Raw genomic sequence first — 12469 nt, forward strand, 5'->3', positions numbered from 1 at the left:
GGAGGAAGCGTGGGTCGAGGAGCCGGCCGTCACATGAATCGGCCGCCGGTCACCTCGAGGACGGTGCCCGTCATGTACGACGACATGTCCGACGCCAGGAACAGCGCCACGCTCGCGACCTCACCGACCTCGCCGGCGCGTCGCATCGGGATCTCCGCCATCTTCTGGTCCCACGCCTTCTGCGGCATCGCCTCGGTCATCGCCGACCGGATCAGACCGGGCTGGATCGCGTTGACCCGCACGCCGTGATGGGCCATCTCCTTGGCCGCGGCCTTGGTCAGACCGATGATGCCCGCCTTGGCCGCCGAGTAGTTGGTCTGCCCGACCATGCCGACCTTGCCCGACAACGACGAGATGTTCACGATCGCACCGCGCTTGGCCTCGCGCATGATCGCCGCCGCCTTCCGCGTCCCGTTCCAGGTTCCTTTGAGATGCACCGAGATGACCTGGTCGAAGTCGTCTTCGGTCATCGTCCGCATCGTCGCGTCCCGGGTGATCCCCGCGTTGTTCACCAGGACGTCGAGGGATCCGAAGTCCTCGACGGCCGTCGCCAGCAGTGTGTCGACCTCGCCCGCGTCGACGACGTCGCATCGCACGGCCCGGGCCACCTCGCTGCCGCCGAGCTCATCGACGGCAGCCTGCGCGGCGTCGAGGCTGAGATCGCCGAGCACGACCCGTGCGCCGGCGCCGACGAACGATCGGGCGATCTCCAAGCCGATGCCCTGCGCGCCGCCGGTCACGACGGCGGTACGTCCTGCGAGGAGCGGCTCGGCGGTGATGCTGGGTGACATGTGTGGTGTCGTCCTTCCGGAGCGGGCCACCGTCCGATACCGGTCGGTGGAGCGAGCGGCGAACAGCGTCAGGGCGCCGCGCCGACGTGGTTGGGTGACCTCAATCTATCGAGATCCGGCCGCGTCCAACCCCTCCGCGCACATACGCAGCGGCTATCGGATCGATCCCGGTTTCGTATTGGACGGCCGCAGGCGGACGCGCAAGAGTGGCTCCATGACCGGTGTGATGCAACCAGACACGACCTCGGAGGTCGGCCCCGAGGACTTCGCCGACATTCTCGCCGCGACGCGCGAGTTCGTCCGCGAGGTGGTGGTCCCCCGCGAGCAGGAGATCCTCGACACCGACGCGATCCCGGACGACATCCGCCAGACCGCCAAGGACATGGGCCTGTTCGGCTACGCCATCCCGCAGGAGTGGGGCGGTCTGGGCCTCGATCTCACCCAGGACGTCGAACTCGCGATGGAACTGGGTTACACGTCCCTGGCACTGCGGTCGATGTTCGGCACCAACAACGGCATCGCCGGCCAGGTCCTCGTCCACTTCGGCACCGATGAGCAGAAGACCGCCTGGCTGGCGAAGATCGCGTCCGGCGAGGTGGTCGCCTCGTTCGCCCTGACCGAACCGGGGGCGGGGTCCGACCCGGCCGGGCTGCGCACGAAGGCCGTCCGCGACGGCGACGACTGGGTGATCACCGGCGAGAAGCGGTTCATCACCAACGCTCCGCTGGCCGATCTGTTCGTCGTGTTCGCGCGGACCAGGCCCGCCGACGAGGCGGGCACCGGAATCGCGGTGTTCCTCGTCCCCGCCGACGCCGCCGGACTCAGCGTCGGCGCCAAGGATCGCAAGATGGGCCAGGAGGGTGCCTGGACCGCCGATGTGCACTTCGACGCCGTCCGCGTCCCCGCGTCGGCACTGGTCGGCGGCAGCGAGGACGTGGGTTACAAGGCCGCGATGATGAGTCTGGCCCGTGGCCGGGTGCACATCGCGGCCCTCTCGGTGGGCACCGCGCAGCGCGCACTCGACGAGTCGGTCTCGTGGGCTGCGACCGCGACCCAGGGCGGCACGGCGATCGGCGAGTTCCAACTGGTCCAGGCCATGCTCGCCGACCAGCAGTCCGGGATGATGGCCGGGCGCGCACTGGTGCGCGAGGCAGCCCGCGCCTGGGTGGACGACACCGATCGGCGTATCGCCCCGTCCGCCGCCAAGCTGTTCTGCACCGAGATGGTCGGCAAGGTCGCCGATCTCGCCGTGCAGATCCACGGCGGCAGTGGCTACATGCGCGACGTCCCGGTGGAGCGCATCTACCGCGAGGTGCGGCTGCTCCGACTGTACGAGGGCACCAGCGAGATCCAGCGACTCATCATCGGGCGCAACCTGGTCAAGCGCGCGCAGCGCTGACCCACGGGTGCGCCGGCGCCTCGGGTGCGCCGGCGCACGATCCTCAGGCGTTTGCCAGGCGCTCCCGCAACGCCACCTTCTGGATCTTGCCCGCCGCCGACGTGGGCAGCTCGTCGACCACGAACACATCCCGGATCTTCTTGTACGGCAACACCTGCGCAGCGACGAAGTCCGACACCGCACCGGCGTCGATGGCGTGGCCGTCCCGCGGGACCAGGAACGCGACCGGTTCCTGACCCACCGCGCCGGCTTCCCGGGCGACGACCGCCGCCGCTCCGACGTCCGGATGCGTCACCAGGATCTCCTCGAGCTCGCGCGGATACACGTTGTAGCCCTTGTAGATCAGCATGTCCTTGGCGCGATCGCAGATGAAGAGGTACCCGTCGGCGTCGCGGTAGGCGATGTCACCGGTGTCGAGCCACCCGTCGACGAACTGCTCGGCCGTCTTCTCGGGGTGATCCAGGTAGCCGTCGGTGACCTGCGGGCCACGCACCCACAATTGTCCCCTCTCCCCCGGCGCGAGGACGACGGCCGGATCGTCGACGGCGCGGATCTCGATCTCGGTGTCGAACGTCGGCAGGCCCACACTCCCGAGCCGGTATCGTCCCTCGGAGGTCAGGGGCGCCGACGACACCAGGCACGTCGCCTCGGTGAGACCGTATCCCTCCACGATCGCCGCTGCCGGGAAGGCCTTCTCGAGCTGCTCGAGAGTCACATGATCGATCGGGGCGGCCCCGGACGAGACCACCCGCACCGAGGTCAGGTCCCGTGTGGACACGTCGGGGTGCATCGCGAGCGCGTGCCACATCGCGGGACTGCCCGTCACGTACGACGCCCGGTGCGCCTCGATGAGGGCCAGCATCCGTCCCGGTTCGAAACGACCGGCGAACACGTGCGTGGCACCGCACAGCAGAAGAAACGACATGTTGATGAGGGCGTGCGCGTGGAACAGCGGGGACACCACGACCGTCGCCGCGTGCCCGGGGACGACCCCCGGGTTCTCCGTCGATCGGGGTGCCAGCGTCAGGAGTCCGTCGGCGTCCACCTCGACGGCGTGTCCGGCGCGCCAGCCGATCATCTGCGTGACATTGCCGAGGACGTTGCGGTGCAGGACCCGAACGCCCTTGGACACGCCCGTGGTGCCACCGGTGAAGGCCAGATGCGCGACATCGTCGCTCGTGGTCGAGACCGGCGGGGCCGCATCATGCCCGACGACGAACTCCGCGAGGGGGACGGTGTCGATGCCCTCCGGCGCATCCGCGGCACCGTCCACCGTCACCACCGTCGTCAGGGCCGTGCCGACGGCGGCCTCCAGGAGACGCGGGGACTGCTCGACCTGCGTGAAACCGACCGCCGCACCGGTTTCCGCGATCTGACGCCGCAGACCCGGAACGGGTTGTAACGGGTTGACCAGGGTCACCGCCGCACCCGCGCGCAGCGACCCGTAGTAGGCGACGACGAATTCGACGCTGTTGGTCAGGTACAGCAGGATGACGTCGCGATCGGTCACGCCCGCCGCGCGCAACGCCGATGCCACCGCGGCCGACCGCGCGTCGAGCCCGGCGAACGTGAGCGTCGTCTCGCCGTCGACGACGGCCGCGCGATCGCCGTAGAGGGCCGCCATACTCGCCGGCAGTACCGCCATCGTGGCGTCGGGATAACGGAGGGTGGTGGGTGCCAGGGCAGACATCGCGATGGTTCCTCTCGAGAGGCGTTGTGGAAGTGGCGAATCGAACGTGCGGACTAGCCGGCTACCGCGGCGCCATCCGGATCGCCCCATCCAGACGGATGGTCTCGCCGTTGAGGTAGGAGTTCTCCAGGATCGAGGCCGCGAGGTGACCGAATTCCTCCGGTCGGCCCAGCCGTGCCGGGTTGGGGATGCTCGCGGCCAGTGACGCGCGCACGTCGTCGCGCAGGCGTGCCAGCAGCGGGGTGTCCATCGTCCCGGGCGCGATGGTGTTCACCCGGATGAGCTTGCTGGCCAGATCACGGGCGGCGACCAGCGTCATCCCGACGATGCCCGCCTTCGACGCCGCATAGTTGATCTGGCCGATCTGTCCCTCGAACGCCGCAACCGACGCGGTCATGACGATGGCGCCGCGTTCGCCGTCGACCGGCTCCGCTCGCGCGATGCGTTCCGCGCCGAGCGAGAGCGCATGGAACGACCCGACGAGGTTGAGCTTGACGACGAACTCGAAGTCCTCGACCGAACCCGCCTTGCCCTCCTTGTCGAGGATGCGCATGCGCCGCCCGGCGCCGGCACAGTGCACGAGTCCGCGCAGACCCCCGCGGTCGTCGGCGACATCGAGTGCGGCGGCGAATTGTTCGGCATCGGTGATGTCGGCGGCGGCGAACGAGGCCGCGGTGCCGAGCCCGTCGGCCACGGCCTGCCCGTCCGAGGTCGGCAGATCGATCAGGGTGACCAGGCCGCCGGCGTCGACGACACGTTGGGCCGTCGCGAGGCCGAGACCGGATGCGCCACCGGTGATCGCGACGGAGTGCCCTTTGAGTTCCATTGTCTTTCACTACCTTTCGATGAGATTATTGCCCTGCTCCCGGAAGAGCGAGCTCGCGGCCCACCCCCACTCCCCAATCCGAAAGAGCCACACACCCACTGGTCCCTGAGGTGCGAGGAGCGCAAGCGACGAGCCTCGAAGGGCCTGGTGAGACGCCTTGCGAGACCCTTCGTGGCTCGCTTCGCTCGCACCTCAGGGAGCAGAACAGACGCGCCCTCCGCAAGCTCCGGGCGCTCCTCAGGGATCAGGGGCCGAGGGTGCGCGGTCAGAGCAGTTCGAGAATGGTGGTGTTGGCCATGCCGCCGGCTTCGCACATCGACTGCAACCCGTATCGGATGCCGTTGTCGCGCATGTGGTGGACGAGCCTCGTCATGAGGATCGCCCCCGACCCGCCGAGGGGGTGGCCGACGGCGATCGCGCCGCCGAGCGGGTTGAGACGCTCGATGTCGGCGCCGGTCTCGGCCTGCCAGGCCAGGGGAACGGGGGCGAACGCCTCGTTGATCTCGAAGGCCCCGATGTCGTCGATCGACAGCCCAGAGCGCTTGAGCGCCTTCGCCGTGGCCGGGATCGGTCCGGTCAGCATGATCACCGGGTCGTCGGCGGCGACGACCGCGGTGTGGATTCGGGCGATCGGCGTGAGACCGTGCGACTTCGCGGTCTCGGCCGACATGATCAGCAGCGCACCCGATCCGTCGGAGATCTGCGAGGAGTTGCCGGCGTGGATGACGCCGTCCTCGTTGAAGGCCGGCTTGAGCTTGGCGAGCGACTCGAGGGTGCCGCCGCGCCGGATTCCCTCGTCGCCCTCGAGCACTCCCGGGATCGGGGCCAGCTGGGCGTCGAAGGCGCCCCGGTCGGCCGCTTGCGCGGCGAGCTCGTGCGACCGCAACGAGTACTCGTCGAGACGGGTGCGGTCCAAGCCCCATTTCGCGGCGACCATCTCGGCGCCGATCCCCTGGCTGAACTTGTCGACGCCGTAACGATCGAGGACCGTGGGCGGCTGGTGCTCGCCGTTCGGTGCGGCGCTGCCCATCGGGACCCGGCTCATCGACTCGACACCGCCGGCGATGACGACATCCTGCTGACCGGACACGACCGCCGCGGCCGCCATGCTGACCGCCTGCTGGCTCGACCCACAGGCTCGAGTCACGGTGGTTCCGGGGACACTTTCGGGCCATCCGGCGGCGAGCACCGCCGTCCGCGCCACATTGCCCGCCTGCTCGGCGGCCTGGCTGACGCAGCCCCACACGACGTCGTCGACGACGACCGGGTCGATGCCGGTCCGCTCGACGAGCGCCTCGAGGACGTGGGCGGACAGGTCGGCGGGATGGATACCGGACAGGGCGCCGCGGCGGCGGCCGATGGGCGCGCGGACCGCGTCGACGATCACTGCATCACGCATGGGGACTCCTCGATGTCAGGGCAAGGGATGAAGTTGTGTCCGACGTGCACGACGCCGGCGGACGCCGATCGCCCGTTGTGACGAGCCGACCACCGGGGCGCTTGGCAGACAAGTCGATTCACACTCACAGTCGATGAGGCCCTGCCTATGGGACGCGCGCATCACGGTGTGGCGCCTTCGACGGCCGGCGCGTGCGGACGCAGCCGAGCCCGATCACGCTCGGGATCGGCGAAGACCAGAGCGAGTACCGCGCACACGGCGGCGACGATCCCGAGCACCTGGAACGCGGTGGCGTAGCCCTCGGCCGGGGTGGCGGCCGCGTCGACGATGACGCCCGTCGCGTACGGCGCGACGAGACCGCCGATCGCCATGATCGCCAGGAAGACACCCAGCGTGCCCGCGGTCTGCCGGGGCGGGCAGATCTCGGCGACCGCCGCGTTGAACAGCGGGAACACCGTCGCCGCGAAGCCATAACCGATCGACAGGATCGCGACCGCGACGATCGGGGTGCCGACCGAGGGCAGCAGGAACAGCAGGACCCCGGAGACGAGGACCCCAACCGACGGCACGACGATACGCAGCATCCGCGAGGTCGCCCCCTTCGAGATCATCCGGTCACTCGTGATCGAACTCAGCACCATCAGGACCAGGCCGACGATCGAGGGGAACGCGAACATCGACCCGGACTGCAGACGGCTGTAGCCCAGCCCCTCTTCGAAGTACGACGGCAGCCACGTCAGCACGACACTGACCAGCGCGTAGACGCTCATCACCACGAGCGCGCCGGTGACGAAGGTGCGCGAGCGGAAGATCGAGATCCACGGCGTGGCCGGTTCGGTGTCGGCGCTCGCGGCGGGCGAGTCGTTCGACGCCTTCCCGCTCGCGATGTACGGGCCGTTGCGCCAGGTCGACAGCCAGACGACACACCAGACGAGGCCACCGGCGGCGAGGGAGATCAGTGCCCAACGCCACCCGAAGCCCACCGTGATCACGGCGAGCAGCGGAGCGATCGCGATCTTCGAGATCGACGCGGCGCCGGCGAGGAGAGCACCGGGCAGGGCGCGCCGGGCCGGCGGATGCCAGGAGTAGGCCGCCGTGTGCAGGAGCGCCGAACTCGGACCTTCGGCGAGACCGAGGAACAACCGGCTGAGGATGAGGACCGCGAAGGACGCCACCACGACCATGGGGAGCATCGCCGCGGCCCAGCACAGGGCCAACAGGACCAGGGACCAGCGCAGGGTCATCCAGCGGTTGAGCAGTCCCGCGAAGAACCCGCCGATCGTGAACGTCAGGAAGAACAGGCTGCCGACGAGACCGATCTGGGACGAACTCAGGCCCAGCTCTTCGCGGAGCGGTTGAGCGATGATGCCCAGCACCGCTTTGTCGGCGTAGTTGATCACGTACAGGCTCACCAGCAGCGCCGTGAGACCCCAAGCGCCGGTGCGGGATTCGCCGCGCGGTCCGAGGCCTCGCCGCGTCGGGCTCGCCTCGGGGTCGGTGGTGACCGTCATGGAGTTACCTCTTCCAGGGGAGTGATCTGGGTTTCGATGTGTGCCATACGTGTCCTGGCTCACATCTCCCCCGAATGAAACCGCGACCGCTCTGATGTGACAACGTTTGCTCGGCGAACGATCTGACTGTCACTGCCTATGTGTCCAGCACACAGCGGTATGAGCCCGGGGTCATCGGCAATCGCTATCAGGGCGATAGGCGTCGGTCTTCCCTGCCCGCGGCTCGCAATCGCCCCGGGCCATTGGCTTGCGCTATCGCTCCCTTAGTTCACCGCGACTACTTCGGCGGGTTCGACGCGTGCATGCTGTGAGACGGACCGTATGCGGAGTCGCACACTCCCATCGCCACCGATGGTGCGTTCGCACCCCGACCGACTTTCGGAGACAAGCCACCACCATGACCCGCCTCGCGCAGACCCTGGGCCTCACCGAGATCCAGACGGAGATCCTGGCCAACGTCCGCTCGTTCGTCGACAAGCAGATCATCCCCACCGCGCAGGAGCTGGAGCACGCCGACGAGTATCCGCAGGCCATCGTCGACGGCATGGCCGAGATGGGCCTGTTCGGGCTGATGATCCCCGAGGAGTACGGCGGGCTGGGCGAGTCGCTGCTCACCTATGCGCTGTGCGTCGAAGAACTCGCACGCGGATGGATGAGCGTGTCGGGGGTGATCAACACCCATTTCATCGTGGCGTACATGATCCGTCAGCACGGGACCGACGAGCAGAAGCAACGGTTCCTGCCCCGCATGGCGACCGGCGAGGTCCGGGGCGCGTTCTCGATGTCCGAACCGGAACTCGGGTCGGACGTGGCGGCGATCAAGACCACCGCGAAGCGGGACGGAGCCGACGCATTCGTCATCAGCGGGCAGAAGATGTGGCTGACCAACGGCGGGTCGTCGACTCTTGTTGCCGCTCTTGTCCGTACCGACGAGGGCAGCGAGCGGCCGCACAAGAACCTCACGACCTTCCTGGTGGAGAAACCCGCCGGATTCGGCGAGGTGCTGCCCGGCCTGACGATCCCGCGCAAGCTGGACAAGATGGGCTACAAGGGCATCGACACCACCGAGCTGATCTTCGACGGTTATCGTGCGCACGCCACCGACATCCTCGGCGGCCGGCCGGGCCGCGGTTTCGCGCACATGATGGACGGCGTCGAGGTCGGCCGGGTCAATGTGTCGGCGCGCGCGTGCGGAATCGCCCAGCGCGCATTCGAACTCGGCGTGAGATACGCCCAGCAGCGGTCCACCTTCGGCAAACCCATTGCCGAGCACCAGGCCATCGCGTTCGCACTGGCCGAGATGGCGACGAAAGTCGAGGCCGCACACCTGATGATGGTGAACGCGGCACGGTTGAAGGACTCCGGCGAGCGCAATGACGTGGCCGCCGGGATGGCCAAGTACCTGTGCAGCGAGTACTGCGCCGAGGTCACCCAGGCCAGCTTCCGAATCCACGGCGGCTACGGCTATTCGAAGGAGTTCGAGATCGAGCGGCTGATGCGCGACGCACCCTTCCTGCTGATCGGCGAGGGCACCAGCGAGATCCAGAAACAGATCATCTCCAAGGGACTCCTGCGCGACTATCAGGAGCGATGACCCCGCCGAGTCGAACGTCGTCAGAACCGTCCGCCCACAACAGTTTCGAGGGACCACATGCAGCGCCGCATCTTCACCGAGGACCACGAGTCGTTCCGCAAGACCATCCGTGACTTCATTGCCAAGGAGGTCGCGCCCGTCTATCACGACTGGGAGAAGCAGGGTCATCCGCCGCGAGAGTTCTACAACCGGTTGGGCGAACTCGGCGTCCTGGGCATCGAGGCTCCCGAGGAGTACGGGGGCGGCGGTGTCTCCGACTTCACCTACTCGATGGTGATCGCCGAGGAGACCTCGGCCGCGGGTGTCACCTTCGGCAGCTACTCGGTGCACTCCAACCTGATCCTCCCCTACCTCGTCGAGTACGCCACCGACGAGCAGAAGCAGCGGTGGCTGCCCGGCTTCTGTTCCGGTGAACTCATGTTCGCGATCGCGATGACCGAACCCGGCACCGGCTCGGACCTCGCCAACATCTCGACCACCGCCAAGCTGTCCGAGGACGGGTCGCACTACATACTCGACGGCGCGAAGACGTTCATCACGGGCGGCGCGCTCGCCGATCGGATCCTGGTGGTCGCCCGGACCGCCGCCTTCGACGAGTCGAACCGGCGTGCGGGACTGTCGATCCTGGTCGTCGACACGACGTCCGAGGGCTTCGCCGTGGGTCGCAAGATCGAGAAGATCGGACTCAAGGCCTCCGATACCGCGGAGCTGTCGTTCAGCTCGGTCCGGGTTCCCGTGGCGAATCGGCTCGGCGAGGAGGGCGCCGGTTTCTCGTACCTGGCGCACAACCTGGCGCAGGAACGGCTCACCATCGCCATCGGGGCGTCGGCCACGGCGGCCGCCGCCGTCCAGCATGCGATCGCCTACACCAAGGAGCGCGACGTCTTCGGCAAACCCGTTGCCGCCTTCCAGAACACCAAGTTCGTGCTCGCCGAGTGCTCCGCCGAGGTGGAGGCCATCCGGCAATTCGTCGACCGGGCACTCGAACTCCACAACGAGGGCGAGCTCACCGTCCCGGACGCGGCCCGCGCGAAGCTGTTCGCCACCGAGACCGCCGGCAAGGTCATAGACAAGTGCCTGCAATTGCACGGCGGGTACGGCTACGTCCTCGAGTACCCCATCGCCAGGTTGTACGCCGACACCCGCGTCACCCGCATCTACGGCGGGACCAGCGAGGTCATGAAGACGATCATCGCCAAGGACCTCGGCCTGTAGGTCGCGCAGAGTGCGGGATTCGTCCCGGTTTCGGAGTACGAATCCCGCACTGTGTGGCGCAGACTCAGCCGATCGCCCGGCGCACCTGCACCGCAACGCATCCCGGACGTTCCACCAGGTCGGGCCAGGTGAAATTGAGCACCGTCCACCCCAGGGCGATGAGCGTGTTGCGGCGTGTGCGGTCATGCTGGAAAGCTTCGGCATCGCGGTGGTGAGCCATGCCGTCGATCTCGACCGCCAGTTTCTTCCCGACAAACGCGAAGTCGATCTCGTAACCGGACACCGGGTGATTTGCGACCCAGCCTGCTATCTCGTACTCGCCGAACAATTTCACCGTGAGCCGCTCGGCCGCCGACCGGGCGCCCGAGCCGACGAGGACGAGCATCTTCGCCATCTCGGTCGCACCGCGACATCGTCGTCTGCGCTGATACGTCTCGATGAGGGCGTCGACCGTCACCTTCTCGTTCTGAAGAGCCCGGTCGAGCACGTCCATCTTTCCTTCGATGGCTCCCTCGAGGACGGACAACGGTACCGCGGTGACCTTGAGTCCCTTCACGACCACGACGTCGGCCTTGTCGAGAGTGCGCCGAACGACCACCGTCCCCTTCACCGGCGAACCGTGCCAGCTCCGGGGAGCGGTGACGGTGATCGTCGTCGGTTGCTTGGTCACGAGCCCGTGCCACCATGCGGCCGCAAGTCCGGAGAGGACGGCATCCCCGAGACCTGCAGTGCCGCCAGACGGGTCCGGGTTCGCGCTGTGACCGGGTGATCAGCCAGCCGATAGACGCCGGAACTCGCACGAACCCACTCACCGGAGTTCACCCGCCGTCCGACCGAGGCACGACTGAGACCGTGCTCGCGGGCCTCCGCCGCGGTGATCACACCGTCGCGGGCGAGCGCGAGTCTCCGCAACGCAGGTGCAGTGGACATGCAGTTGTCGACGCATCCCGTTCCGCTCCGGTTCCACTCCCCGGCAGAGTGCGGGATTCGTATCGCTTTCCAGTACGAACCCCGCACTCTGCGGACACGCTTCGGTAACGGGCGACCGACGCGCACCGACAACCCTGGAGAACGCTCAGTCCGCTCCGGTTTCCCGTCCGCCGGTCGTGCCTTAAGATTCCCTGAGCAATCGGCGGGTAGCGGAAGTGGTGTGCGGTGGTGGGGTTTGTCCGGGGCGGGGTCCAGGTGTTGGCGACGGTGTTGGTCACCGCATTCGTCGTGTCGCTGATGGCGGCGGTGGCCGCGCCCGCGCACGCGGCCCCGGGCCGCTACACCGGCGGCACCTACGTGGCGCTCGGTGATTCCCGGGCGTCCGGGAGCTTCTACACTCCGACCCCCGCGTACTTCGCGGGTTGCAAGCGGTCGGCGTTCAACTACCCGACCCTCGTGGCCGGGGCGACCCTGCCGCGCCGCTTCATCGACGCCTCGTGCGCGGGCGCCCAGGCGACACACCTGTACCAGTCCCCGCAGCACACCAGCGGTGGCATCAAACCGATCCAGCTGCACCTGGTCCCCCGTGATGCGCAACTGATCACCGTGAGCATCGGCGGCAACGACATGCGGTGGAACGCGATCCTGAACCAGTGCCGGACCCCGGCGTTCACCGACCGGCGCTGCCGCGACAACCGCGCGCTCGAGAACGAGGTCCGCCGGCGGATCGACCTGATGGAGAACCGGGTGACGCCGGCGCTGCGTGCGATCCGCACGAAGGCGCCGAACGCCCAGATCATCGTCGTCGGGCTGGGTGGTTTCATCGGCTTCACCGGGTGCTGGCCGCTCGTACCGCTCAGCGACCCCGACGCCCGGTGGATGCGCGAGGTGTTCAACCGGGCCAACGGCGCGCTCTGGCGGGCGTCGAGCAAGGTCGGCAGCACCTTCATCGACGCCAACCGGCGGTCGGCGGGCCATGATGCGTGCAACCTGATCAACCCCTGGTACGAGAGCTCGCTGTCGAATCGCATCGCGCTGCCCTTCCACGTCAACCAGGCCGGCGCCGTCGCCTTCGCAGCCATGATCAACGGGGCCATCCGCCGTTAGCCCGGCA

11 protein-coding genes are annotated in these 12469 nt (G+C 68.0%); 4 read left to right on the plus strand and 7 right to left on the minus strand.

Going from position 1 to position 12469, the window contains the following annotated elements:
* Positions 1 to 29: 29 nt before the first annotated feature.
* On the minus strand, positions 30 to 791 hold the full coding sequence (gene fabG / locus CA982_RS09815) for a 3-oxoacyl-ACP reductase FabG (RefSeq protein WP_086535148.1): 762 nt from the start codon (positions 789 to 791) through the stop codon (positions 30 to 32).
* Between the two features lie 214 nt (positions 792 to 1005).
* On the opposite strand from fabG, the gene CA982_RS09820 reads away from it, so the two are divergent.
* Positions 1006 to 2190: an acyl-CoA dehydrogenase family protein gene (locus CA982_RS09820; RefSeq protein ID WP_086535149.1), complete on the plus strand. Its 1185-nt coding sequence runs from the start codon at positions 1006 to 1008 to the stop codon at positions 2188 to 2190.
* A gap of 43 nt (positions 2191 to 2233) precedes the next feature.
* On the opposite strand, the gene CA982_RS09825 is transcribed toward CA982_RS09820, so the two are convergent.
* The 4 genes from CA982_RS09825 to CA982_RS09840 form a co-directional block, all read right to left on the minus strand.
* Positions 2234 to 3880, minus strand: a complete 1647-nt coding sequence (locus CA982_RS09825) for a class I adenylate-forming enzyme family protein (protein WP_086535150.1) — start codon at positions 3878 to 3880, stop codon at positions 2234 to 2236.
* 61 nt (positions 3881 to 3941) lie between these two features.
* On the minus strand, positions 3942 to 4706 hold the full coding sequence (locus tag CA982_RS09830) for an SDR family NAD(P)-dependent oxidoreductase (RefSeq protein ID WP_086535151.1): 765 nt from the start codon (positions 4704 to 4706) through the stop codon (positions 3942 to 3944).
* A 265-nt stretch (positions 4707 to 4971) separates the two neighbouring features.
* Positions 4972 to 6105, minus strand: a complete 1134-nt coding sequence (locus CA982_RS09835; protein WP_086535152.1) for a thiolase family protein — start codon at positions 6103 to 6105, stop codon at positions 4972 to 4974.
* A gap of 161 nt (positions 6106 to 6266) precedes the next feature.
* A complete protein-coding gene (locus CA982_RS09840; RefSeq protein WP_086535153.1) occupies positions 6267 to 7616 on the minus strand; it encodes an MFS transporter in 1350 nt (449 codons plus the stop codon).
* Positions 7617 to 8013: 397 nt separating this feature from the next.
* Here CA982_RS09840 and CA982_RS09845 point away from each other — a divergent pair, with 397 nt between their 5' ends.
* Both CA982_RS09845 and CA982_RS09850 read left to right on the plus strand, forming a co-directional pair.
* Positions 8014 to 9210, plus strand: coding sequence for an acyl-CoA dehydrogenase family protein (locus tag CA982_RS09845; RefSeq protein WP_086535154.1), 1197 nt, complete (start codon positions 8014 to 8016; stop codon positions 9208 to 9210).
* Positions 9211 to 9267: 57 nt separating this feature from the next.
* A complete protein-coding gene (locus CA982_RS09850; protein WP_086535155.1) occupies positions 9268 to 10425 on the plus strand; it encodes an acyl-CoA dehydrogenase family protein in 1158 nt (385 codons plus the stop codon).
* A gap of 64 nt (positions 10426 to 10489) precedes the next feature.
* Here the strand turns inward: CA982_RS09850 and CA982_RS09855 are convergent, their stop codons facing one another.
* Together CA982_RS09855 and CA982_RS27125 are read right to left on the minus strand one after the other, a co-directional pair.
* Positions 10490 to 11095 carry an endonuclease domain-containing protein gene (locus CA982_RS09855; protein WP_341865026.1) on the minus strand — a complete coding sequence of 202 codons (606 nt, stop codon included), beginning with the start codon at positions 11093 to 11095 and terminating at the stop codon, positions 10490 to 10492.
* Complete coding sequence (locus CA982_RS27125) at positions 11092 to 11355, minus strand: type IV toxin-antitoxin system AbiEi family antitoxin domain-containing protein (protein WP_341865027.1); 264 nt, start codon at positions 11353 to 11355, stop codon at positions 11092 to 11094. The genes CA982_RS09855 and CA982_RS27125 overlap by 4 nt, the downstream gene beginning before the upstream one ends.
* A 267-nt stretch (positions 11356 to 11622) precedes the next feature.
* On the opposite strand from CA982_RS27125, the gene CA982_RS09860 reads away from it, so the two are divergent.
* The gene (locus CA982_RS09860; RefSeq protein ID WP_425269065.1) at positions 11623 to 12462 is read left to right on the plus strand and encodes an SGNH/GDSL hydrolase family protein; all 840 of its coding nucleotides are present in this window, start codon (positions 11623 to 11625) and stop codon (positions 12460 to 12462) included.
* Positions 12463 to 12469 lie beyond the last annotated feature (7 nt).

Source organism: Gordonia lacunae, assembly GCF_002149015.1.
In the GTDB taxonomy this organism is placed as follows: domain Bacteria; phylum Actinomycetota; class Actinomycetes; order Mycobacteriales; family Mycobacteriaceae; genus Gordonia; species Gordonia lacunae.

Coding starts and splice junctions, on each gene's coding strand:
- fabG (WP_086535148.1), bottom strand. CDS start 791: ATGTCACCCAGCATCACCGCCGAGCCGCTCCTCGCAGGACGTACCGCC.
- CA982_RS09820 (WP_086535149.1), top strand. CDS start 1,006: ATGACCGGTGTGATGCAACCAGACACGACCTCGGAGGTCGGCCCCGAG.
- CA982_RS09825 (WP_086535150.1), bottom strand. CDS start 3,880: ATGTCTGCCCTGGCACCCACCACCCTCCGTTATCCCGACGCCACGATG.
- CA982_RS09830 (WP_086535151.1), bottom strand. CDS start 4,706: ATGGAACTCAAAGGGCACTCCGTCGCGATCACCGGTGGCGCATCCGGT.
- CA982_RS09835 (WP_086535152.1), bottom strand. CDS start 6,105: ATGCGTGATGCAGTGATCGTCGACGCGGTCCGCGCGCCCATCGGCCGC.
- CA982_RS09840 (WP_086535153.1), bottom strand. CDS start 7,616: ATGACGGTCACCACCGACCCCGAGGCGAGCCCGACGCGGCGAGGCCTC.
- CA982_RS09845 (WP_086535154.1), top strand. CDS start 8,014: ATGACCCGCCTCGCGCAGACCCTGGGCCTCACCGAGATCCAGACGGAG.
- CA982_RS09850 (WP_086535155.1), top strand. CDS start 9,268: ATGCAGCGCCGCATCTTCACCGAGGACCACGAGTCGTTCCGCAAGACC.
- CA982_RS27125 (WP_341865027.1), bottom strand. CDS start 11,355: ATGTCCACTGCACCTGCGTTGCGGAGACTCGCGCTCGCCCGCGACGGT.